21 protein-coding genes, 1 tRNA gene, 1 other RNA gene and 1 pseudogene are annotated in these 23839 nt (G+C 66.7%); 3 read left to right on the top strand and 21 right to left on the bottom strand.

Annotated elements, in window-relative coordinates:
• Positions 1-2: 2 nt before the first annotated feature.
• Positions 3-1073: pseudogene (locus NUH86_RS24795) on the top strand (recombinase family protein); the annotation flags it as partial.
• Between the two features lie 135 nt (positions 1074-1208).
• Here NUH86_RS24795 and NUH86_RS01535 read toward each other — a convergent pair.
• The 17 genes from NUH86_RS01535 to ssrA form a co-directional block, all read right to left on the bottom strand.
• Entirely contained in the window at positions 1209-1421 is a 213-nt protein-coding gene (locus NUH86_RS01535; RefSeq protein ID WP_267250943.1) for a hypothetical protein, read from the bottom strand.
• Between the two features lie 172 nt (positions 1422-1593).
• A tRNA-Met gene (locus tag NUH86_RS01530) sits at positions 1594-1670 on the bottom strand.
• Between the two features lie 107 nt (positions 1671-1777).
• Positions 1778-2539, bottom strand: a complete 762-nt coding sequence (locus NUH86_RS01525) for a prepilin peptidase (protein WP_267250942.1) — start codon at positions 2537-2539, stop codon at positions 1778-1780.
• Positions 2536-3258: a type II secretion system protein N gene (gspN, locus tag NUH86_RS01520; RefSeq protein ID WP_267250941.1), complete on the bottom strand. Its 723-nt coding sequence runs from the start codon at positions 3256-3258 to the stop codon at positions 2536-2538. Before gspN ends, NUH86_RS01525 begins: the two co-directional genes overlap by 4 nt.
• Entirely contained in the window at positions 3255-3743 is a 489-nt protein-coding gene (locus tag NUH86_RS01515) for a type II secretion system protein M (protein WP_267250940.1), read from the bottom strand. Before NUH86_RS01515 ends, gspN begins: the two co-directional genes overlap by 4 nt.
• Positions 3740-4852 carry a type II secretion system protein GspL gene (gspL, locus tag NUH86_RS01510; protein WP_267250939.1) on the bottom strand — a complete coding sequence of 371 codons (1113 nt, stop codon included), beginning with the start codon at positions 4850-4852 and terminating at the stop codon, positions 3740-3742. Before gspL ends, NUH86_RS01515 begins: the two co-directional genes overlap by 4 nt.
• Positions 4849-5838, bottom strand: coding sequence for a type II secretion system minor pseudopilin GspK (gene gspK, locus NUH86_RS01505; protein WP_267250938.1), 990 nt, complete (start codon positions 5836-5838; stop codon positions 4849-4851). Before gspK ends, gspL begins: the two co-directional genes overlap by 4 nt.
• Positions 5831-6469, bottom strand: coding sequence for a type II secretion system minor pseudopilin GspJ (gene gspJ / locus NUH86_RS01500; protein WP_267250937.1), 639 nt, complete (start codon positions 6467-6469; stop codon positions 5831-5833). The genes gspK and gspJ overlap by 8 nt, the downstream gene beginning before the upstream one ends.
• Entirely contained in the window at positions 6466-6849 is a 384-nt protein-coding gene (gene gspI / locus NUH86_RS01495) for a type II secretion system minor pseudopilin GspI (protein ID WP_267250936.1), read from the bottom strand. The genes gspJ and gspI overlap by 4 nt, the downstream gene beginning before the upstream one ends.
• Positions 6842-7249: a GspH/FimT family pseudopilin gene (locus NUH86_RS01490; protein ID WP_416365352.1), complete on the bottom strand. Its 408-nt coding sequence runs from the start codon at positions 7247-7249 to the stop codon at positions 6842-6844. Before NUH86_RS01490 ends, gspI begins: the two co-directional genes overlap by 8 nt.
• 133 nt (positions 7250-7382) lie before the next feature.
• Positions 7383-7856: a type II secretion system major pseudopilin GspG gene (gene gspG / locus NUH86_RS01485; protein ID WP_267250934.1), complete on the bottom strand. Its 474-nt coding sequence runs from the start codon at positions 7854-7856 to the stop codon at positions 7383-7385.
• 10 nt (positions 7857-7866) lie between these two features.
• The gene (gspF, locus tag NUH86_RS01480) at positions 7867-9084 is read right to left on the bottom strand and encodes a type II secretion system inner membrane protein GspF (RefSeq protein WP_267250933.1); all 1218 of its coding nucleotides are present in this window, start codon (positions 9082-9084) and stop codon (positions 7867-7869) included.
• Positions 9077-10615: a type II secretion system ATPase GspE gene (gene gspE, locus NUH86_RS01475; protein WP_267250932.1), complete on the bottom strand. Its 1539-nt coding sequence runs from the start codon at positions 10613-10615 to the stop codon at positions 9077-9079. The genes gspF and gspE overlap by 8 nt, the downstream gene beginning before the upstream one ends.
• Positions 10616-10735: 120 nt before the next feature.
• Positions 10736-12919 carry a type II secretion system secretin GspD gene (gspD, locus tag NUH86_RS01470; RefSeq protein WP_267250931.1) on the bottom strand — a complete coding sequence of 728 codons (2184 nt, stop codon included), beginning with the start codon at positions 12917-12919 and terminating at the stop codon, positions 10736-10738.
• Positions 12916-13731, bottom strand: coding sequence for a type II secretion system protein N (locus tag NUH86_RS01465; RefSeq protein ID WP_267250930.1), 816 nt, complete (start codon positions 13729-13731; stop codon positions 12916-12918). The genes gspD and NUH86_RS01465 overlap by 4 nt, the downstream gene beginning before the upstream one ends.
• A 189-nt stretch (positions 13732-13920) precedes the next feature.
• A complete protein-coding gene (locus NUH86_RS01460; protein WP_267250929.1) occupies positions 13921-15363 on the bottom strand; it encodes a CHAD domain-containing protein in 1443 nt (480 codons plus the stop codon).
• Positions 15364-15562: 199 nt separating this feature from the next.
• Positions 15563-15908, bottom strand: a transfer-messenger RNA (tmRNA) gene (gene ssrA / locus NUH86_RS01455).
• Positions 15909-15931: 23 nt separating this feature from the next.
• Here ssrA and NUH86_RS01450 point away from each other — a divergent pair.
• Positions 15932-16702: an NRDE family protein gene (locus tag NUH86_RS01450; protein WP_267250928.1), complete on the top strand. Its 771-nt coding sequence runs from the start codon at positions 15932-15934 to the stop codon at positions 16700-16702.
• A 20-nt stretch (positions 16703-16722) separates the two neighbouring features.
• On the opposite strand, the gene NUH86_RS01445 is transcribed toward NUH86_RS01450, so the two are convergent.
• The 4 genes from NUH86_RS01445 to NUH86_RS01430 form a co-directional block, all read right to left on the bottom strand.
• A complete protein-coding gene (locus NUH86_RS01445) occupies positions 16723-18105 on the bottom strand; it encodes a sensor histidine kinase (RefSeq protein WP_267250927.1) in 1383 nt (460 codons plus the stop codon).
• Positions 18105-19202 carry a DUF2336 domain-containing protein gene (locus tag NUH86_RS01440; RefSeq protein ID WP_323748998.1) on the bottom strand — a complete coding sequence of 366 codons (1098 nt, stop codon included), beginning with the start codon at positions 19200-19202 and terminating at the stop codon, positions 18105-18107. The genes NUH86_RS01445 and NUH86_RS01440 overlap by 1 nt, the downstream gene beginning before the upstream one ends.
• A gap of 89 nt (positions 19203-19291) precedes the next feature.
• Positions 19292-20458 (bottom strand): hypothetical protein, encoded by a 1167-nt coding sequence (locus tag NUH86_RS01435; protein WP_267250925.1) that lies wholly within the window; start codon positions 20456-20458, stop codon positions 19292-19294.
• Between the two features lie 71 nt (positions 20459-20529).
• On the bottom strand, positions 20530-20838 hold the full coding sequence (locus NUH86_RS01430) for an Hpt domain-containing protein (RefSeq protein WP_267250924.1): 309 nt from the start codon (positions 20836-20838) through the stop codon (positions 20530-20532).
• A gap of 81 nt (positions 20839-20919) precedes the next feature.
• Between NUH86_RS01430 and NUH86_RS01425 the strand changes: the two genes are divergently transcribed.
• Positions 20920-23592 (top strand): hypothetical protein, encoded by a 2673-nt coding sequence (locus NUH86_RS01425; RefSeq protein ID WP_267250923.1) that lies wholly within the window; start codon positions 20920-20922, stop codon positions 23590-23592.
• Positions 23593-23839 lie beyond the last annotated feature (247 nt).

The raw sequence follows: 23839 nt of genomic DNA, 5'->3' as shown, positions 1-23839 counted from the left end.
GAATGAGCTGGGCACCGGAAGGGCGCCGCGTCGCAATCTACGCCCGCTTCAGCACCGACATGCAAAATGCGCTGTCGGCGGAAGACCAGATCAGGCTGTGCCGGGCCTACGCTGAACGCCAGGGCTGGGACGTCGTCGACGCATTTTCCGACGCGGCCATCACCGGACAGAACAAGCACCGCCCCGGCCTCAACGCCATGCTGGCCGCCGCCGATCGGCGCGACTTCGACATCATCCTTGCCGAATCGCTTGACCGCATTGCCCGCGACCTGGGCGACACGGCCGAGGTGTATCGCCGCCTCGAATTCGCCCGCGTCGCACTGTTCACCTGCGCCGACAACCGCATTACCGAACTGCACATCGGCTTCATCGGCACGATGAGCGCGCTCTATGTGAAGGAACTGGGCAGCAAGATCCGGCGCGGCGGCAAGGGGCAGGTCGGGCGCGGACGAATCCCAGGCGGACGCTGCTACGGCTATGACGTCACCCCGCGCATCGGCCCCGACGGATCGGTCGAATTCGGTCATCGGACCGTCAAAGAGGAAGAGGCTGCCGTCATCCGCCGCATCTTTGCCGAATATGTCGCCGGGGACGCGCCACGCGCTATCGCCCAGCGGCTGAATGCCGAAGGCATCCCCTCCCCGCGCGGCACCGAATGGCGGGCCAGCACCATCAACGGCTCAGCCGCCCGCGACTATGGCATCCTGCGCAACTCCATCTATGTCGGCCGCATCAGATACGGCCGGGTCCGGATGGTTCGCGATCCCAACAGCAGAAAGCGCCTGTCGCGCGTCGACACCAGCCCTGACATTGTCGAGGGTCAGGCCCCGCACCTGCGCATCGTTGAAGATGATCTATGGGCGGCCGCGCAGGCCCGCAAGGAAGAGAATGCGCATGTGCCATACAAGCTCCAGCGCAAGCCCAGGCACGTCCTGAGCGGTCTCATCAAGTGCGAGTGCGGCGGGAACTACAGCATCGTCACCAAGGATCGCTGGGCCTGCACGCGCCACCGGGAGGCAGGCACCTGCGACAATGGCCGGCGCATATCGACCGCCAGGCTGGAAGAGCGAATCATGTCCGGCCTTCAAAACTCCCTGCTGGAGCCGGATGTCGTCAGCGCCGTCGTGAAGCGCTACCACGACAGCAGGACCGAGCAGCGGGCCAGGTTGCAATCGTCCCGCTTCCGCGCCGAACAACGGGTCGATCAGCTAAAGGACGAAATCCGCAACCTGGTCAATGCGATTGCCGCCGGCGCGGATATGGCAGAGATCAAGGACGCGCTGCAGGATCGGAAGGATGCCCTGAAAGCGGCTGAGGCAGCCCTGGCGGAACATGAGGCCGTGCCGGCGATCATCCTGCACCCGCAGATTGTGGAGGCCTATCGCCGCCGCATCCGCCAGCTCGGCACCGCCCTCGCGCAAGGGGAAAAAGCCCAACGTTATCTTCCGATGATTCGGGGGCTTATCGAAGCCGTCATCGTCAGGGACGACGAAAGCCAGCCCGACAAGGCATCGCTGGAAGTGATCGGGAACCTGGCATCTGTGCTGGCAATCGCCACGGGAAACCCTGTTCCCGCCAAAGCGACTGTTCAAGTGGTAGCGGAGGAGGGACTTGAACCCCCGACACGCGGATTATGATTCCGCTGCTCTAACCAGCTGAGCTACTCCGCCCCATGGGCATTCCGCCGGGCCATGCCCTGCGGTGAGGCGGCGCTATAAGCAGAGCGGGCTTATGGGTCAACGGGGTTTCACCGCATCCTGAAAATTCTCTGCACGGGTCATGTCCCGGCCCCGGTGGCCAGCACCGAGAGCCACCATCCCGGCACCGCCGCCAAGGCGAGAAAACTACCCAGCGGCACCCGCGTCGCGCCATGGACGGCTCGCCCCATCGCCATCGCCGCCAGAATGGCCAGCAGCCCCAGGCTCGCCGCCAGCAACAGAATGAAGGGCAAGGCCTGCCAGCCGAACCATGCGCCCAGCGCGCCCAGCAGCTTCGCATCGCCCAGCCCCAGCCCGTCCCGCCCCCGCAACCGCCGATAGCCCAGCGCCACGAACAGCAGCGCCAGATAACCCGCCACGGCGCCGATCACGCGGTCCGCCATGCTCGCATCGGTGGTCCAAAGCCCGATGGTGAAGCCCAGAAAGGCCAGCGGCAGGGTCAGCGCATCGGGCAGCCAGAAATGGCGCTTGTCCAGCACCGCCAGCGTCAACAGCAGCCAGCCGAGCAACGCCCAGCCGATGCCGCCCGGATCGGGCGCGAAGCCCAGGGCAAGCGCGCCCACGATCGCGCAACCCGCTTCGACCCGCCCATGCAGCGGATCGATCACCGCGCCGCAGGTCCGGCAACGCCCGCGCTGCACCAAAGCGCTGATCATGGGGACAAGGTCGGTCGCGCCCAGAACCCGCCCGCACCCGTCACAGGACGACCGCCCGCGCGCGATCCCGCGCCCCTGCGGCCAGCGCAGGATCAGCGTGGCGAGGAAACTCCCCGCAATGGCGCCCGATATGCCGCCCAGCAAGGCGGGAAAGGCGTGGATCACAGCGTCCCTTCGACCTTCAGCACGCGCACGCCCCCGGCATCGGCGAAACCCGCCCTGGCCAGCGCGTCGCCCAGGGTCGCATCCGCCGTCTCCACGCGCATCTCCGCCACATAGCGGCCTGAGCGCCAGAGACGCAGATTGACCTTCTCCAGCCCCGACTGGCTCACCAGCGGCAGCAGCAGCGCTTCGCCATCGCAGATCGCCACGCCTGAAAGGCCCTGGGTCAGGTTAAGCCCCGGAAACTGCCCCGTCATCTGTGCCCGCACCCGTCCTTCGGCATGGCCGCAGCGGTCGCCCGAAAACCAGGCCGACACATCCTCCATGACGAAGCTGCTGACCGGCAGCGGCGCGAATGTCCGCCCCAGCGGCACGACGCCCGTCACGTCGTCGATCCCGATCCGCCCGAACCCGACGGTCAGCGCCCCGCTCAAATCGTCCGCCGCCCCGTTGCGCCGCCAGATGTCGAACCGCGCCCGGCCGACCAGCAAGGAAATGGGCGACAGACCGGCATGGACCGACCCCAGCGAGGTCGTCCCCAGCATCAGCCCGTCGATCCCGCCGCTCCACACCGTGCCCCGCACTTCCCGCGCCGCGGTGCCCAGCCGATCCAGCCCCGTCATGCCCAGCGCGATCCGCATCGGCAGGAAAAGGATGAAACCCACGACAAAGAACAGGATCAAGGCCATGCGCATCCGGCGCGAGAGCGACAAGCCCATCATTGCCCCCCGCCCCGCACCAGCACCGCCTGCACCGACACGCTGCCCGCCGTGGGGGACGGCCGGGCGCTCATCGTTTCGACCCGCGCGCCCTGCGCCTCCAGCGCCGCCAGCCAGGAAAACAGCGCCACCGGCCGTACCGAAGCGATCGCGATGTCCAGCCGGTCCGTTCCCTGCGCCTGTGCCCGTTCCAGCGTCAGTCCGGCCTCGCCCGCGCTCTGCCCGATGAACTGGTCCAGCGGCACGCCCGCATCGGCGGCCCCGGTCACGCGGGGCAAGGATTTCAACAGCTTCACCCTGGCCCGGATCGCCGCATTGCGGTCCGTCGCCTCGCGCAGCGCATCGCGGGCCGAACGCTGCGCCGCATCGAGCGGCCGCAACAGCCCCAGCCACAATATCACCACCGCCAGCAGCGCGAACATCAGGCCCAGCATCCACTGCTCACGCGGGGACCGCTCGTCCCAAAGGCGTTTCAGACGTTCCATCATGACCGCACCGTAATGTCTGCCAGCATCCGCCCGCCGGGTTCCTGCGAAGGCGTCGCCGTGATCGTGAAGCCCGCCGCCTGCAAAGCCAGCAACACGCTGTTGATATCCTCCATCTTCGCGGCCGCCAGCGTCGCCCGCACCATCCCGTCCGGGTCGCGGGACAGGGCGGTCAGCGCCACGCCCGGCACATGCTGCATCGCGTCCAGCACCCCCGCGACCGGCGCGGTGAAGGCATGCCCCCCTGCCCCACGGGCCGCGAGCTGACGGTTCATCTCCGCCTCCGCCTGGACCAGGTCGGTCGCGCCGGGCACGATCTGCCGTGCCTGCGTCAGGCTGTCGGCGTCCAGCCCGCTCGCCGCGAAATGCTGCTTCGTCAGGCTCACCAGCGCGATCGACAGGCTCACCAGCAGGATCAGCCCGCTCCACAGCACGATCCGTCCCAGCGTCCGCCTGTCGAACGAGCGGCGCATCCGTTTCGCGAAATCGCCCTGCCTCAGGTCCAGCGGCGGCGCGTCCAGCGCGGCGATGGCCCGCGCATCGATCTGCTCATGCGGCACATCCCGCACCGCCGCATCGCCGATCAGTTCCGGCAGCGCCAGGTCACCGGCCAGCGCCATATCCGTGCCCCGCAACACCGGCGCGCCGCCAATGATCCCGCGCAGGAAACCTTCCCGCGGTTCCGGCAACAGCAATGGCGCAGGGACGATGATGTCCGGGTCCAGCCCATGATGCTGCGCCCAGAGCAGCCAATGCTGCATATCGGCCCGCGCCGCCACGGCGACCAGATGCGGCCTTGCGGGATCGTCATTCTCATTGGCGGCCGCAAAAAGCTGATCGGCGGGCACGATCGCCCCGGCCAAAGCCGCCAGCCGCGCCGCCGCCCGCCCCTGCCGCGCGGGCAGGTCCGGATAGCTTCCCTCATGCAGCGTCACCAGAGCGGCAGGGGGCACCAGCATCACCACCATATCGTCCGGCAGGGCCGTCAGCCCGCATGCCGCCAGCCAGTTCGCGCCCGCGCCGGTCTGCACGACGGCGCCGTTCGCCACCCGCATCCACGACGGCTCCACACCGGGCGTCTCGGCCAGAACGACGATCAGCCCTTCGTTCACGCACCCGTCCCCCAATTACGGCCTATCAGCACGGCCGGGCTTTGCCGCGCATCGATCAGCGCCCGTTCGACCACCTGCGTTCCCCCGACATCCACCGACACTTCCACCCTGAAAAATCCCGTCGTCAACTTGACCTGGTTCGCCACTTCTTCCAGCGGGTTCAACCCTGCCAGAGCGGGCACGGCCCAGAAGGCCACGGTGCTGCCGTAACCGCCCGCCGGCCGCTGCGCCAGCAATTGCCGCGCCTGCGGGACGCTCAACCGCCCCTGCATCAGCATGGCGAAAAGCGGCGCCTGACCGGGCAGCAGGGTATTGATGTTGATCGGCGACAAATCCGCCGTCGGCAACGCGCACACCCAGGGCCGCGCCAGATCGTAGATCGCGGGCGTCACCCCGTTCACCGCCCGCAACTCGCTGAGGTCGACCATGAAGCGGTTCGCCGTGCGATAGGGCCGGGCCGCCCGCGCATAGGTCTCATCCTCCGCCCCGCCCGGCTGGGGGCTGCTGTCGGTGTCGATCCAGTCGGCCAGCGACGCAGCCGCCACCTGCGCCTGCCGCGCGTCGACGCCCAGTGCCTGCAACAGCGCCTGGAATTGCGAGACGCCCACGGGCCGGACCTTCAGGTCGGCCTCATTCTCGCCAGCGACCACGCTGTTGAGGTTGAAGCAATTGCCGCCGTCCGTCACCCGCGCCGTCGCCATCCCGCCCGGCATCGCGATGGATTGAGGCGTCCCCATCCAGTTCCCGGCCAGAGTCATCTTGCCCGGATTGGCCGCCACCAGATCGCCGATCCGCAGGCGCGCAATCTCCGTTCCCGCATCGGCAAAGGCCCGCGCCTGATCGACCGCGCCGCCATTGCCCGTCATCCGCGTCGCCAGCGCCAGCCGTTCCAGCGCGGTCGCTGCGACCACCGCCATCACCGCCACCAGCAGCAGCACCGTCAGCAGCGCCGCGCCGCGCTCGCTCGTCTTTCGGGGATCAGCCACCTAACGCCTCCCCTTCCAGCTTCTCCAACGGACCCGGCCCGACCAGAAAGCGCAACGTCACGGGTGGCTCGCCCGTCCGCCTCACGCTCATCTCCACGGCGCGCGGCATCAGGTCGGGCTGGGTCGGCGCCCAATCGTCCCGCCAGTCGCCCCTGGCGTCGCGAAAGCGCAGCGCGACATCCTCCACATGATCCAGCAGCGCCGCCGGCTCGTCCCCCGCCGCGCCGTCGATCTGCGCATAGGTCCGCCGTTCCAGCCGCCCCTGCCGCACCCAATATTCGACCTTCTGCAAGGAAGGCCGTGGCAGGTCGCCCAGATTGTCCCACCCGCCGCGCACGAACTGAAGCACGGGCAGGCTCTCACCCTCCCGATGCGACCAGAAGGCCGGGGCCAGCGTCCCCGCTTCCGTGCGGCTGATGCGCGGCACCGCCTGCCCCAGATCGGCCGCCAGAGCACCGCCCGCCCGCTGCACCGCCGCCATATCGTCCAGCCGCAGCTTGATCTGCGCCTGCGCCGAGACGCTGTTGCCCAGCAACAGCACGCCCGCCGCCGCGAGCATGGCGAAGATCGTCAGGGCGACGAGCAACTCTATCAGCGTGAAACCAGCCTCTGTGGAAGGCGTCTGCCTCATGGCGCCACCCGCACGAAGCTCAGCACCACGGGGGACGATCCGGCCTGCCCGTCGACGGTCAGGTCCACCTGCAACAGCCGCTTGTCGTCGGTGGCCTTGACCTGCCGCGTCCAGTGCCAGCGGCGGCCGCCATTATCGACATCGCCTTCTTCATTGCCCAGCGACGGCGGCGCGGGATCGGTCTGCACCTCCACCATCAGGTTGCGGGCGACGATCTGTCCCATGGCCTTGCTATCGAGGTCGGCCGCGGTATGCAGCGTCACCCCCTGCAAACGCACCAAAGCCAGCGCCGCCAGACTGAACACGGCGAGCGCGACGAGCATTTCGAGGAGAGTGAAGCCTCGTTCCGGGGCACGGTCAGAAACGCAGGGACTATCCACCGACCATGACCTTCCCGGCCATGTCGACCGTTACGGCCACCCGCTCGCCATCACGCGCCAATGTCACCGTCATGGGATCGGTCGGCAGGCCGGTGCCGTCGAAGCCGATCTGTTGCCGCCCATCCTTGCCGACCAGCGCCCGCGTTCCCCCCTTCCAGTTGGCGGTGACGAAGGGCTTGTCCTCCAGCGGCGTCCATTGCGCGCCCTCGCGGCGCTGGAACCCATAGCCGGACGCCGAAACCCACACCCCCATGGGGCGCGCGGTGACGACCGCTTCGTCGCGCGCGGCGGCAACGCGCGCGGCGAAGCGGTCGGCATCCTCGATCACCCGTACACGCGGATCGGGGATCGCCAGCACCACCGCAGCCGAAAGGAAGCCGATGATCGTCAGCACGACCATCAGCTCGATCAAAGTGAAGCCGTGTTCGGCGGAACGTGTCAAAGACGTGAAGCCGTGTTCGGCGGAACGTCTCAAGGACTTAAAGCCCTGTTCGGCGGAACGTTTCAAGGACTTCAATCCTGACGGCGAGCGATCAAAGCTCGCTGGAAGTGATGTCGGCATTCTCATTCTCGCCGCCTGGCTGGCCGTCCGCGCCCAGCGAACGGATGTCGAACGCGCCCTTCCGGCCCGGCACCGCATAAATATAGGGCCGCCCCCAGGGATCGTTCGGCAGTTTCTTGATATAGCCTCCGCGCCGGTAGCGCTGGGGCTGGGCCAGCGAAGCGGGCGGGCTGATCAACGCCTGCAATCCGTCGTTCCCCGCCGGATAGGTCAGGTTATCCAGCCGATATTGCTCCAGCGCCTGTTCGATGGTGGAAATGTCGGCCTTGGCCTTTTCGACCCGCGCCGTGTCGGTCGCCGGGATGACGTTGATCGCCACGATCGTCGCCAGCAGGCCGATGATGACGATGACGACCATCAGTTCGACAAGGGTAAAGCCGCTTTCGCCGTCCTTTTCGTCATTCCCGCGAAGGCGGGACTGACGGAGAGAGAGGAAGTCACGCATAAATACTCCTTCAGGCCCCGGTCAGGCTCTGCAATTGCAGGATCGGCAGCAGGATGGACAGGATGATGACCGCCACGACGCCGCCCATCAATATGATGATCACCGGCTCCAGCATGGCGAGCGCGGTGGAGGTGAAGCTGTCGAATTCCCGCTCCAGATATTCCGCCGCCCGCTCCAGCATCGTATCCAGCCGCCCCGCGCTCTCCCCGCTTGCCGCCAGATAGACCAGCAGCGGCGGAAACACGCCCGCCCGCCGCAGCGCCGCCGACAGGCTGCCGCCGCCGCGAATGGCCTCTACAATCTCTTCCGAAGCCTGGCGCAGCACGCGGTTGTGCACGGTCTGGGTGGTCAGCGACAGCCCCTCCATCAACGGCAGGCGGCTCGCCACCATGGTCGACAGGGTCCGCGCCATCCGCGCCGCATGAAGATCGCGAATCAACCGCCCCAACAGCGGCAGGCGCAACAGCATGGCATCGAAGCGATAGCGAAAACCCTCTATCTTCAACGCCTGCCAGAAGCCGAAACCAGCGATACCGATCAGGATCAGCAGCAACCACCAATAACCGGCAAGGAAAGCCGAAACCCCCATCACCATCCGCGTCAGCAGCGGCAATTGCTGCCCCACCGTATCGAACTGCTCGACCACCTTGGGCACGACGAAGATCATCAGCGCCGCGACCACGCACACGGCGAAGGCCGCCAGCACGCTGGGATAGGCAATGGCGGTCAGCACCTTCGACCGGATCACCGCCTGCCGCTCCATCAAATCGGACAGCCGATCCATGATCGTGGGCAGGCTGCCCGAACTCTCGCCCGCGGAGACCATCGCGCGATAGAGCGCCGGAAAACTTTTCGGCTCCGCCCCCAGGGCATCGGCCAACCGCCGCCCCTCCAGCACGCCGGAATGCACCCTGGCGACGATGGCGCGCACATGCGGCTGCTCGCTCTGCCGCCCGATGGTGCGCAGCGATTCCTCCAGCGGACTGACCTGGATCAGCGTCGACAATTGCCGCGTGAACAGCGTCAATTCCTTGGCCGAGAGACGCGGCGTCCGCAGCGGCAATCCCGCCCTTTTGCCCGCCTTTTCCACCGCTCCCGGTTCGATCCGCACGATGTACAGCTTGCGCGCATCCAGCCGGGCGCGGGCATCGTCCATCGTATCGGCCTTGACCCGCCCCAGGCGTTCCTTCCCTGCGGGATCGATGGCGATATAGTCGAATTCAGCCATCGGCGATGGTTTCCGCCTCCGCCGCATCGCGCCGCGACACGCGGATCGCCTCCTCCGCCGTGGTCTGTCCGTCGCACACCAAGGCCCGCGCCGCCGACCCCAGATTGGGCGCGTTCAGGAAAGCATGGCGCGCAATCAGTGATTCATCACCGCCATCGTTGATCAGCCGCCGGATGGTGTCATCCACCCGGATCGCCTCGAACACGCCGATCCGGCCCTTGTAGCCGGACCCGTTGCATTCGTCGCATCCCCGCGCCCGGTAGATGATCGTGCCCGGATCGAAACCCAGCAGCGCGCTGGCCGACTTGTCCGCCTGCACCGGTTCCCGGCAATGCTGGCAAAGCCGCCGCACCAGCCGCTGCGCGATCACGGCGCGCAGGGTCGAGGCGAGCAGGAACGGCTCCACCCGCATGTCGCGCATCCGGGTGATCGCGCCTACCGCATCGTTGGTATGGACGGTCGACAGCACCAGATGCCCCGTCAGCGAAGCCTGCACCGCTATCTCCGCCGTCTCCCGGTCACGGATTTCACCGACCATCACCACATCGGGGTCTTGCCGCAAGATCGCCCGCAGCCCCGCCGCGAAGGTCAGCCCCACCTTGGCATTCACCTGCGTCTGCCCGACGCCCTCGATCGCATATTCGACCGGATCCTCGACGGTCAGTATATTGCGCGTCCCGTCATTCAACTGCCGCAGGCCCGCATAAAGCGTCGTCGTCTTGCCCGACCCGGTAGGCCCGGTGACGAGGATGATGCCGTTCGGCTCCCGCAAGCCTTCCCGGAAAATCCGGTCCGCCGCGCCCGCCATGCCCAGCAGATCGAGATTCATGCCCGCATTCTCCTTGTCGAGAATACGCAGCACCACCCGCTCCCCCGCCCGGCTGGGCAGGGTCGACACGCGCACGTCGAGCAGCTTGCCCCCCAGCGTCAGCCCGATCCGCCCATCCTGCGGCACGCGCCGTTCGGCAATGTCGAGCCGCGCCATCACCTTGATGCGGCTCACCACCACAGGTGCGACATGCGGCGGCATGCGCAATGTCTCTCGCAGCACGCCATCGACGCGCATCCGCACGATCAGCCCGGTCTCATAAGGCTCTATATGAATATCCGACACGCCCTGCCGCGCGGCTTCGGCGATGATGCCGTTGATCAGGCGGATCGCGGGCGCGTCATCGGCGCTGTCCAGCAGATCGTCGGCGGTCGGAATGTCGGCAGCGAGAATGTCCAGTTCGTCCGCGCCGACCTCCAGCGACCCCGCCATGGCCGCCGCGCTGCCCTCCATCGCATAATGATCCGACAGGTGCCGGTCGAACTGCGACCCATCGACGAAACGGACGTCGAAGCTGCGCGCCAGATGCCGCCTTACCTCCAGCAACACGCGGGGATCGCTGCCCTTGCGCACGGCGACGGTCAGCCGCTCGCCATCAAGGGGCAGCATGACGACGCCATGCTTGCGCGCGAAGACATAGGGTATGTCGATGGCGCGGGGCGGGATGTGCGGGGGAACCGTCTCGCTCACCGGCTCATTCACATCCGCCTCCGTTCGGGCGGAGCGCAGTCGAAACCTTCAGTCGAGCGGAGCGAAGCCCCCTCCCTTCGGTCGGGCGAGCCCTTCGACTGCGCTCAGGGCGAACGGGGTTCATCACGATCCTCACCGTTTCTCTCCGCTGGCCGGGATTTCGACAGGCCGCACGACGCCGCTCGACTGGCGGGCGGTCGGTTCGATGATCTCGGCGGGCGGCTGCACCACCGCATCGCCCGGTTGCGGGACGGCGGCGGGCGGCGTCGCGCCCATATAGTCGCGCACCAGTTCGTCGATGCTCGGTTCCTGATCCGGATTGCGCTGCAACTGCATGCCGCGAATATAGCCGTAGCGCTGCTGCGTCAGCTTCTGCGCATCCTCCTTCGACCGCAGGATCGTGGGGCGGATGAAGACCATGAGGTTCGTCTTGGTCCGGCTCTTGCTGCGCGACTTGAACAGTTCGCCGATGCCCGGAATGTCGGACAGCAGCGGAATCCGCTCGATCGTCTTGCGCTCATTGTCGTCCAGCAAGCCGCCCAGCGCCAATATCTCGCCATCGTCGACCGTCACGGTCGTCTCGATCTCACGCTTGTTGATGATGAGGTCGCTGTTGCCGTTGGAAACCGGCCCGGCGACGCTGGACACTTCCTGTTTCAGGAACAGCTTGATCGCGCCGCCCGTGTTGATCTGGGGCTTGACCTCCAGCTTGATGCCGACATCCTGACGCTGGACGGTGCGGAACTGGTTGTCGAAATTCTGGCTGAGCGCCTCGCCCGTCGTCACCGGCACCTGCTGGCCGACCAGGATCGACGCCTTCTGGTTGTCCAGCGTCATCACCGAAGGCGTGGACAGGATATTGCTGTCGGTATCGGATTTGACGGCGTTGATGATCGCCCCGAAAATCCCGTTCCGGCCCAGCGAAGTCGCCACCCCGCCGAAACCACCCGTCGCGTTCATGATGCTGTCGACCGCCGCCTGTTGCAGCCTGTCGGACAATTCGCTGTTCTGGCGGGTTTCAGTGATGGTCCGCGTCTGATCGGGGGCGATCGTCGTGGTCGTGGTCATGCCCAACTCATTCGCGCCGATTGCTCCCGCCAGCGTCAATATATTGGGCGAAGCGTTGGAATAGTTGGTCGCGGCAAAGCCCGTCTTGGTGCTGCCGATCAGGAATTGCACGCCCAGCTTCTTGGCGGCGGCGTCGCTGATCTCCACGATGATCGCCTCCACCAGCACCTGTTCGCGCCGCGTGTCGATCTGGCGGATCGTCTCGCCCAGCATCCGCTGCACGTCGCTGTTGGCCGCGACGATGATCGCATTGGCGCCCTCATAGCGGGTGACGATGGCAGGCCCCCGCGACGAAATCCCGTTGCCGCCCGACCCCGAACCCGCCACCAGGGATGACGCGGCGGCAGGCATGGCGGAAGCCGCGGTTCCGGCCGCCGGGGTGGAGGCCGTCACCGGCGAACCGGTCGCCTGCCCCACCAATTGCTGCAACACCGGCAACAGCTTCTCCGCATCGGCATGTTCCAGCCAGTAGACGCGAATTTCCGTCCCGCTCGCCGCCTGGCGGTCCAGCTCCCGCGCCATCTGCGCCAGCCGCGCCACGGTGCCTGCATCGCCCCGGATCGCGACGGCGTTGCTGCTGTCGACCGGCACGATGGTCGCGGGCTTGGCCGCCCCTTCCCCGCCGGTCGTCACCAGAGCCTGCAAGGAAGTCGCGATCTCCCGCGCTCCGGCATTTTTCAGCACGACCGTGGTGGTGGAGGCCGTATCCCGGTCGATCCGAGCGATCACTTGCCGGATGCGCCCGATATTGTCGGCATAATCCGCCACGACCACGCTGTTCCCGGCCCGATTCGCCGTCACGGAGCCATCCTTGCTGACCAGAGGTCGCAACGTTTCCAGCGCGCTCGCCGCATCGATGGAGCGCAGCCGGAATACCTCCGTCACGAACTGGTTGCGATTGGCGGCCCGCCCCACGGCGCTGGGCTGGCCCGCCGCGCCGTCCGCGGGCTGGATGCGATAGGCCCCGCCCGGCGCAGGCACCGCCACCAGCCCGTTCGCCCGCAGGGTCGACAGGAAAATCTCGAAATATTCGGATCGCGACAGGGGCCGGTCGGTCACGACCGACACCTTCCCCGTCACGCGATTGTCGATGATGAAGGTCCGCCCCGTCACCCGCGCCGCATCCTGGATGAAGGCCCGGATATCGGCGTCGCGCACGTTCAGCGTCTGTTGCGCCATGACCGGCGAAGCGATGGGCGCCGCCAGCGCGAGGGCCATGGCGGCGGAAAGAAGCAGTTTTCTGGTCATTGGCCTTGCAGGATGAGGTTGATCGTCGCGAAGGAAGCGCCGCGCTCGACCGTCAGGGAAATACGCGCGCCGGGCAAGACCTTGCCTTGCAGCGCCTGAAGATCGCTCACCGATCCGACCGGCTGGCCGTCAATCTGGGTGACGATGTCGCCGGGCCGGAAACCGGCATTCTGGAAACCCGGCCCCTTGGCCGTCAGGATCAGGCCGGTCACGCGCCCATTCTGCATCCGGGGGGTAAAGCCGATGTCCTGCTTCACCATGTCGGCGGTCGGATTGTCCATCCCCGCCACGGGCGGCGGCGGACCACCCTGCGGCACGGCTGTCGGCGCGGGCTGCGACTGGTCGAGGAAGACCTGCTCCTCCACGCCGCCGCGATCGATGCTGATATGGTCGAAGGCCACCGCCTTGAGCACCACGCCGGGCATGATCTCCTCACCCACGGCGAAGCTGTTCTGCACCCCGTCAGGCCCGGCCACGATGGCCGAGCCCTGGCCCGATCCCTCATTCAACCTTATTCCATAGACCGTCAGCGCCAGGGAGGTCACGACACCCCCGCCCGCCTGTTGCGGCCCGCCGCGATAAAAGGGATCGAAGCCGGAAAACAGCGCCTGCCGTTCCGCAACGGACAGCAGGCGCGCCTGACGCCCTTCCCAGCGACCGAAACTGCCGACCGGCGTCAGCACCGCCCACACCAGCCACGCGCATTGCAGCGCAAGCAGTATAAGCAGCAGCTTCTCCACCGCCGACAACCAGTCGACAGGCCGCAGTCGCCCGCTCATGGTCCGAATATTATCGCCGAAAGCCACACGCATGCGCGTCGTCGATCCCCCTTGATACCGGCGCCTGCTAGGAAACTGGCCTTACAATCGAATGACATTATTGTGACGCTTTGATGACATTCGCAACGCCGGAAACGGCAGTGCTTGCATTTCAAGCGGTCAGCGATTGCGACTGGGCCGATTTCGCACGCTTTTGCCATCGTCGGCGCTGCGGGAGGCATGTCATCGCCAAAATCGCTTCACGTCCACCAGCGCTTCATAAGCCTCTGCCGCCGCAATAATCAGCTTTCGCTTGTGCTTCGGCCTGATCTGTATGTCTTGTTCCGCGCCCAATCCATATTCCGCCAACAGGCCCGGCACGGCGACCAGATCGTTCAATTCACCCAGGGCAGTCTGCACCTCTTCCAGCGCCGCGATGAACTTCGCCTGCCGCCGACGCCCCTTCCCGTGCGCGAACAGCCCGGCGAAAAATTCGGAGGCATAGCGCAGCTTCTTCGCATCCTTGCGCACTTCATGCCGCGCCCCGTCAGTCAGCTTCGCGAAATGCGCGCCCCGCTTCGCAATCCGCTCGTGCAGCCGCTGCAACCGCCGCGCCGCGAAATCCCCGGCAGGCAACATCCGCCGGTCGTCCCCCGCCTGTCCCGCGCCCAGGGTCAGCCATTCGACCAAATCGATCGACAACGCGCGAACCCGCGCCGATTCCAGCCATTGCCCGACCCGGCCATGCGCCTCCGCCCGCACCGTGTGCAGCCGGTCGCCCAACGCGCCCGCATCGGGCCGTTCCGCCAGCACGTCCAGATTGCGCGCCTCGCCCAATATGGCCGCCAGCCATTTCAATTCGCCCTGGAAGCGGGCGACATCCGCCGCCTCCAGAATCGGCTGGAACAGCCAGAAGGCCGACCGCAACCGCCGGATCGCAACCCGCGCCTGGTGCAGCGCCTTGACCTCATAATGGTCCAGCAACAGCGCCTCGTTCAGCCGGTAATGCCGAATACAGTTTCCGGCGATCCGTAAAAACGCCTCTTCCGCCGTCAGGGACGGATCGAGCGCCACAGGCTCCGCCTTCACCCAGGCAGCGGCGGCATCGCGCAGCCCATATCCCCTCTCGGCCTTGGTCAGCACGCCGGGCCGCACCGGAATGTCGGCATCGATTCGCCGCGCCAGAAGGAAGAGGGCATCGGGCGCACCCGATTTCAATTCCAGTTCGACTTCGCAGATCGCCGCCTGCCGCCCGCCCGCGCTGACCTGTCCCCGATCCAGCGCCAGTTCGATGACGGCCGTATCTTCCTCCACGATCCACCTGCGCCGCTCGACATCGACATGGAATGCGGGTTCGATGGCATCCACCGCCTTCCCCAGCAGCGCCGCGACCGGCGTGCGCGCATCCAGCACCGGCACGTCGTCCGCGACCGGCATTTCCCACTCCGCCCGCGCAAACAATCCCGCCCCGCCATGCCCGTCGGCCTTGATCGTCTGGACCCGGCGGCCTTCGGACTGCCGGATGCGAAGGCTGATGCCATGTTCCGCCAATTTTCTATCGGCCGTGTCGAAATAGATTGCCCGCAACTGCGCCACGTCGCTGTCCGGCGGGAGAAACGCCAAGCGCCCGAATGCTTCCGCCGCATCGGGGGCCAATTCCAGCTTCAGTTCGACTTCCCGTTCCACGCGCCGTCTCTATCATGAACCGGCCGCTCAGGCGAATTCGGCATGAGGGCGAATGGAATCCAATCGCGCCGGATAAAGCAGGGGCGCCACCCTTCAGGATGACGCCCCCTCTCCCTGCACCCAGGGCTTTCGCCACGCGATTTCGACGCATGGCGTATAGGTCCGGAGGGTTCTGTTGCCCGGCCCCTCCGGAAGCCGCTGAATTCCCTTCTGTTGCCCGGTGGGTTCAACCGCGTTCTTTTTGAGTAATGTCCGGCCGTGAGGCCATCAATTACGCAGCAAGAGCAAGAGCCTCGTTATCGTTGGCACTTACGTGTTTTGAACATTTTTACGGCGTACTCAGGCCGGGTGAAGACATCGCTTTTCAACACACGTCGATCCTAGTTCGGCCCCGTCAGACACCCCCTGCGAAAGGGGATATGTGGTGGAGCCGCCGGGTACCGCCCCCGGGTCCGCTGTGCCTATTGCACGACACGATTTATCACCATAGCCGGGCGAACCCGGCACCGGCCTATATGGAGAGGCGCGGACCGTTTATCAAGCCGTCCCGGACCAGGAGGATGAAGGCATGTGCATCATGGCAATGGCGTGGAACGCGCATCCGCGCTGGCGGCTGATCCTGATCGGCAATCGCGACGAACTGCACGCCCGCCCCGCCGCGCCGCTCGCCCGATGGGATCGGCCCGGTCATCTTGTCGCGGGCCGCGACCTGCTGTCGGGCGGAACCTGGATGGGCGTGTCCGAACAGGGCCGCGCCGCCATCGTCACCAATTTGCGCGGCTATGGCGACCCCCGGCCCGACCGCGCCTCCCGCGGCGCGCTGGTGACGGACCTGCTGGCGGGCCGCGAAACCGCCGCGCTGGACGATTTCAACCCCTTCAACCTCATATCGATAGAGGGCGAGCGCGCCCATTTCCTCACCAACCGCCCCACGCCTTTGCGCACGGAGCTTGCTCCCGGTCTCTACGGCCTTTCCAACGGCGCGCTGGACGCGCCATGGCCCAAGACGCTGGCGCTGAAATCCGCCCTGCTCGACTGGCTGGTCGCCGGAGCCGCCAACCCCCTCACCCTCTTCGGCGCCCTGCGCTCGGAAAGCCTGCCTCAAACCGGCATCGCGCCCGACACCCCCTCCGACGTTCCGGCAGAAGCGCTGATATCGCCCATCTTCATCCGCGATCCGGTCTATGGCACGCGCTGCGGCACGATCATCGCCATCGATGCGCAGGGCCAGGGCACGATCACCGAACGCCGGTTCGACGCGGACGGCACGCAAACGGGGGAAAGCAGCATTCCATTCGCATGGCCGATGGCGGGCGGCGCGCCCCCACCCCTCCCCTAAAAGGAGGGGCCTGACATTCGCTATTCCCCCAGGGCAGGAAGGAAAAGCGTGAACCGCGCCCCCCCTTCGGGCGCGTCGTCGATGCGGATTTCCCCCTCCATCGCCTGGGCCAGACGCCGCGATATATAAAGGCCAAGGCCACTGCCCCCCGCATCGCCCCGGCCCAATCGTTCGAACTTGTCGAAGATGCGCTCGCGATTTTCGACCGGAACGCCGTCGCCCTGGTCCAGCACCGCGATCCACGCCTGTCCGGCCTCCCGCCCCGTCTCGACCCGCACGGTCGATCCTTCGGGCGCGTAGCGGACCGCATTGCCGACCAGGTTCATCAATATTTGCAGGACACGGCGAAATTCCCCGATAGCAGGCGCCTTCACCTCCATCGGGGGAGCCACCACGCACATCCCGCGGTCCAGCGCCTTGACCATGAACAGCCCCGCCGCCCGCCGCCCTATATCGGCCAGGTCCAGTTCCTCCGCGACCACGGTGAAATCCGGCCGGTCGACCGCCTGCAAATCGGCCAGATCGTCGACCAGCGCCATCAGATGCCGCCCCGCCGTCGAAATATCATGGGCGTAGCCGACATAATCGGGCCGCAGCGGCCCTTCCAACTGCGCGCCGATCGAATCCGCATTGGCGATGATGCGGCCCAGGGGCTGGCGCAAGGACCGGTCCAGCCTTTTGCCGAACTCGGCGGGATAGAATGGCACAGGCTCGGGCGCGGCAAGCGGCGCCGTCACCGCCTGGTCGAGCGGCAGCGCCTTTCCCCGATAGCCCACCAATTGCCCGGTCAGGTCGAACATCGGGAAACCCGACAGCGTGAAACGCCGCGCCGCGTCGCTGGTCAGCGCTGCGACCTGATCGCGAAAGGCGCGCCGCTGGGCAAAACCGCGCAGGATCGACAGATCGCCGTCCGCATCCGGCCGCAATTCGAAATAGCTGGTGAAGCGGCTGCCCGGCACGGGCGGCGCCGTAGGCAGCGCCCCCTGGCCGCCAAATCCCTCCAGCACCATCTGGAACCGCAATTGCGTGTCGATCTGCCATGTCCAGCCGTCCGACAGGGCGGCGATGTCGCTTTCCCGCCGCGCCGGATCGACCGGCGCGATGGCCGGTTGCCGTTCATGCCAGTCGATGACGGCGATATGGATCAGGTCCGCTTCCCGCTTGGCGCGCACCCACATGTCGATGTCGCCGCGCTCCGCCGCCGCGACCACGGGCCGGGACAGCGCAATCCCCAAATGTCCGGCCAGCCGCGCCATCGCCGCCAGTTGCGGGATCGCCAGCACGCTTCCCAAATCCCCCCCCGCCTCCTGTTGCAGGGCGAGCAAAGGCGCGTCCGCGCTGAGCAGCCGGCCGTCCGTGGCGACCGTCGCACGGACGATGGCAGGATGCGCCGGCATGTTCATCAACCGCTGATCCGCCGCAGATGGTCCAGCCTGGCCCGCAGCGCCGCCGGAGCACGCAGGGCGCTCACGACGATATCGGCCTGCGCCATCGTCAGATCCTGATAGCGCATCGCCTCTCCGACGATCGCCGCATCGGACAAGGACGGCCGCACCGGCCGCAACGCCAGCAGCAGATGCCGGTAATCCGCATCCGATCCGCCCAGCGCGCGGCAGAGCGTGGCGACCTGCGCGATCGGTCCCGTCACCAATATGTCGGCGACCTGCGCGCTGTCCATCCGCAGCCGCCGCCCGGCCAGCGCGGCGAACAGCAGGAACTGCCTCTGCCCCAGGGCGGCGCCCATCAATTCCGGCGCATCGGCCCCCGCGCCCAACTGGCGGACCAGCCGGTCGGCCGCCGCGACCGGCCCGGAAGCCTCATCATGCCGCATGAGCAGCCGCTGCGCCGCCGCCTCCACCAGTGGCACCACCGCATCGGGTTCGATCAGGCCGCTCCGCTGGACGATCGCAGCCAGGCTGGCGGCGGCCGTCCACAACAGCTCGGAAAAGAAGTGCGCGGGCAGGTCTGGCTGCATCGGCTGATCGTCCGCCCCGGTCATCAGCCATCGCCCCTCGGCCAGCATCAGGGCGGCCCAGGCATCGCCCAGCACCGGGTCGTCGGCGGGGAACAGCGATTCCGCTTCCGATTCGCCGCCGGGATTGCCATCCGGCCCGCCATATTGGCGCAGCATCAGGCTGATCCCGCCCCGCATCCGCATATGGGCGAGCAACGCCGGTCCCAACAGGGTCGGCTGCGCGCACAGGGTCGGCCAGCAGACCGGATGCGGCCATTGCGCCAGCGCCGCCGCGATTTCCGGCGTTTCCTCCAGCGCCAGCCGCAATCCGATCTCGATCGCGGTCAGGCATCCGCCCAGATGCCGCCGGGTTTCCGCCACCAGCGCATCGTGCCGATCCAGCCCTTCATCGGGAAAGAAAAACGCCAGATCAATGGCATGGCCGACGGGAACGGCGGACATGCCCGCCATGACTCGCGCCATCGGCCAGCTATCCGCCTGGGTCGGTCCGATCGGGGACGAAAAGGCGCTCATATCGGCCAGCATAAGGGCACGTCGTTAAAATGCACTAAACCGTAACGGGCAAAATCGCCTGGAGCGGTTTTCGGTCCGATCGAACCGATGACTGGAAATCGCTAACCCCGGCGCGACAGGATCATCGTTCCGGCGGACGCGATGGCGCACAGCATAGCCAGTTCGATCATCGGCGCCAGCGCCCCGGCAAGCGATGCCGCCAGCAACGGAAGCAGCGCGCTGGCGGGCGTGAAGATCATCCACGCCCGCGCCGCGCCCACCCTGTCCCAACGGTCCGCCAACTGGATGATCGCCAGCATCAGCGCCAGATAGGCCGGGGTCGATCCTCCCCCCGCCAGGGCTATCCCGCCCACCGCGAAAGCCGGCGCGACAAAGGCCAGCCAACCTGCAGGCAGCGGCCGCAAAGCCATCTCGTCCAGCCGGTCGGCGGTTTCCGCCATCAACAGCGACAGCAGCAACAGGCAAAAGCCCGCCCCGGTCCAGAACAGTTCGATCGGCACCAGCGCGATCGCCCCCAGCGCCATCGCCGCGATCCGCACCTGCATGGCGGGAACCTGCATGCGCATCAGCGCCGGGCTGATCAGCCGCGCCGCCGGGGCCAGCAGATAATGTTCCGCCGCGCCGCGCACCCGCCGTTGCCGCGGGCCGTGGGAAAGCACCGCCTGCGCCGCCAGATCGGCCTGTTCCTGCGTTTCGACCAGCGCAACCCGGCCTTCCAGCAGATCGTCCTGCGGCACGGTGACGCGCCGCGCCCCGGCCTGCACCGCGGCGCGCACCAGGGTCAGCGCCAGATCCCAGTCGCCGATCATGTCGAGCGTGCTGAACAGCAGGTCCGGGGTGACCCGCGCCAGCCCCGCCCAGCGCTGACCGGCATCGATCCGTTCGAACGGCGCGCTGGCCCGGCTGTCGTCCGCCACCAGAAGGGCGTTGCCATCCTGCCCGGCCAGCGCATCGAAACAGCCCTGTCCGATGATCGCGCCATCGGCCACCAGCAGCGTATCGGCGTCGCGCGGCGCATCGCGCACCATGGACACCATGTCGCGCACCAGGGCAACGGCGATGCCGTCCGCCGACAGCCGGTCGACCGCCTGCGACAGAGCCGGGGTGATGGTGCTGACCAGGATCATGACGCGGTCCGCCCCGGCGCGCACCGCCTGCCGCGCCTGATATTCCACCAGCGTCTGCCCCGCGAAATGCAGGCTGGCGCGCAACGTTCCGCCGGAATCGCCGCTCGCCCGGTTGGCGCTGAGAATTGCCGCAAAAGTCATGCGTGATGAAACCGACCCGATTATTGTTCGATCCACCTTGTTACAAGGCGGCAGCGATCACGCAAGCAGCGTCACGCATTGCCCTGCGTCAGGTCGTCGAGCATCGCCCGCAACCGCCGCAGGATGCGCGGGTCGCCGGGCGCGGCATCGGCCGCTTCATCGGCCGTCGCCATCAGGCCGGTCAGGCCGAAACTCGCCGCCAGCCCCTTCAGCCGCCAGGCGGCGAGTTGCCAATTGGCGTCGCAACGGGCGCGCCCGAGCAGATCGACCTGCCGCTTCGCGCTTTCCATGAAGACGGCGCGCAGCTCCTCAATCAACAATCTGTCGTCACCGACAGCAGCGGCAAGAGCCGCGTTCAGGGCGCCTGGATCATAGGACATGGGGTCGAACGCTATCTGGCTTGCGTTAAGTTTTGGTAACAGGGCATTTTCGTGCGCGGAAAAGCTGCTAGGATAGGAAGCATGAACGGGGGCAGCACAATCGTCGAATTCTGGCGCAACGCCGAAACATCGGCGCAGGACGCATCGCAAGCGGATGACACCTTGCTACTGAAACAGGCCGTTCTGGATCTGGATGAGGAAAGCGGCTTCGCGGATCGGCAGGGCCATGGCATGCACGGCACGCAGTGGGCGCTGCTTGCCGCCGGTCTCGCCTGGATCGGCTTTGCCGGCTGGGCCACGCTGTCGTCCGGGCAATGGCGTGCCGGTCCCGCGGCGTGGCCGGGCCTGGTCGCGACCATCCTCGTGCCGCTCATCCTGCTTGGCGTCTGCTATCTGCTGCTGCTGCGGAACAGCCGGGGCGAAGCGCGCCGCTATCTCGACACTGCGCGGGCCTTGCGGACGGAAGCGGAACTGCTGGAACTGCGGCTGGGCCGAATCGCCGGGCAGTTGGAAACAGCCCGCCAGACGATGCAGGATCAGGCCGAACTGCTCGACAGCTATGGCGCCGCCGCCAGCAGCAATATGGAAGCGTCGGCGGAACTGATCGCGAGCCGCGCCGACAGCACCGCCGAACGCGCCGAAGCCGCCGAACGCGCCGGCATTGCCCTGGTCCAGCGGATGGAGGCTCTGGTCGCCTCCATCCCGGAACTGGAGGATCGCGCCACCCGCATGTCGGCGCAGATCGTCGACAACGGCCATGCCCTGTCGGAACGCATCGACACGCTGGAGGCGCGGCTGCGTGCGCTGGGCGAATTGTCGGACGATGCCCGCGCCCGCACCCTTTCCGCGACCAAGAGCCTGTCAGGCCAGCTCACCGAGATTCAGGAAGTCACCCGTTCCGCCACGCAGGAGGTGACCGGCATGGCGGACGTGGCGTCGGGCCGGATCGAGGCGACGGCGCAGAGCGCGCGCAAGGCGATGGAGGAAAGCGTCCTCGATATCGAGCAGAAGTCGCTCGCGCTGAGCGGCCTGACCGATCGCACGAAGGCGGACATCGCGGAAACGACCCAGTCGGTCATCGCCCTGCTGACTCAGGAATTGAACCGCGTCGAAATAGACGTGCTGCATCGCCTGGAAACCACCCATGGCAGGGCGCAGGAAACCATGGCGGCGGTCGACGCGAACCTGACCGCCCAGGCCCTGTCGCTCAAATCGCTGATCGAGGGCGCGCAGGCCGGGATCGCCGCGACCAGCCAATCCGCGCTCTCCATCCTGTCGCGTGACGCCGAAACCGTCGAAGCCGAACTGCGTCAGCGGGTGGAAGCGGCCATCGCGCAGACGCAGGAAGGCATCAGGCTGACGGACGATAGCGTCGCCCGGCACAGCGAGGCGCTGGAGGCGCTGATCGCCCGCTCGCGCAGCAGCATAGAGGCGATTGGCGATGAAACCGTCACCAATCTGGGGGATCAGGTGGGCGAGATCGAAAGCCGCCTGCATCAGATCAACGATCTGGTCGAAGGGCAGCGGGCGCTTGTCTCCGGCCTTCAGGGCAGTCTGGATGACGCGCTCGATTCCGCGCAATCCCGTTTCGCGGCGATGGAACAATCCGCGCTGGCCCGCAACGAGCGGCTGACCGACGCTCTTTCCCGACTGACGACCGAGACGCAGCGCATCGATTCGGCGCTGGCGGCTGGTGGGTTGACCGCCGAAAAGCTGATCGGCAGCGCCGAGACGCTGATGGTGGCGCTCGATTCCAGCGTGCGGGAACTGGACGAAACCTTCCCCGCCGCGCTCCAGCGGTTCAACGGACGGATCGAGACCAGCCGCACTTTGCTGGACAGCGCCGCGCCGGAAATGGAGCGGCTGGAGGCGATCTCCGAAGCGCTGCTCGGCCGCACGCAGGAGGCGGAGGAACTGCTGCGCGGACAGGGCCGCCGCCTGACCGAGTGGCTGGAAAGCACGCAGAGCGGCGTCGACGCCAATCGCGAACTGGTGGAAAAGCTGCGCACCGCGCTCGACAATGCGCATCAGGACGCCACCCGCATCACCGAGGGAGCGGGTCCGCTGCTGGTCACCGCCCTGCTGCGCGTCAAGGATACCGCCGACCAGGCCGCCGAGCGCGCTCGCCAGGCATTGAGCCGCGCCATTCCCGAAGCGGCTCAATCGCTGGCCGACGCCAGCGAAGAGGCGATGCAGCGCGTCATTGGCGAAAAGGTCGCCGCGCAGATCGAGATGATCGCCAAGGTAGCCGAGGAGGCGGTGAAGGCGGCGCACCAGGCATCCGACCGCCTGACCCGCCAGCTTCTGACCATCGCGGACACCAGCGCCAGCGTCGAGGCGCGGATCGAGGAGGCCGAACGCGCCGCCGAGGATCGCGATCGCGACCATTTCGCCCGCCGCTCCGCGCTGATCATCGAATCGCTGAACAGCACGGCGATCGACGTTTCGAAAATCCTGTCCAACGATGTGACGGATTCGGCCTGGTCGGCGTATCTGAAGGGCGACCGCGGCGTGTTCACGCGCCGGGCGGTGAAGCTGCTGGATGCAGGCGAATCCCGCGAAATTGCGCTGCATTACGACAATGACCCTGAATTTCAGGATCATGTGAACCGATATATCCACGATTTCGAATCGATGCTGCGGATCATCCTGTCGGCCCGCGACGGCAACGCGCTGGGGGTTGCGATCCTGTCGTCGGATATGGGCAAGCTCTATGTGGCGCTTGCCCAGGCGATTGAGAGGCTGCGCCAGTAAGCAGGGGCGGGACTTTCGGGATGCCGCCGAATTTCAGCTAACGGCCATTTTACGTCGAAGTTCACAGTGTACGCGCGCGCGCCTGCGCGCGCGTATATGCATGGTGACGATGTGTCGGACGTTTCAAAGAAGGATGCGGATTAGACCCGTTGGCGCGAAATAGGACAGGCACAATCCTGCCCAATCGGCGGAATAGGATGTTTTTCTGAATCCTGTAGCCATTGGGCAACGCATATCCTTAGCCAGT

The sequence above is a fragment of the Sphingobium sp. JS3065 genome, from assembly GCF_026427355.1.
In the GTDB taxonomy this organism is placed as follows: Bacteria; Pseudomonadota; Alphaproteobacteria; order Sphingomonadales; family Sphingomonadaceae; genus Sphingobium.
The sequence above is the reverse complement of the archived record's forward strand: the minus strand, read 5'-3'. Positions and strand labels throughout refer to the sequence as shown.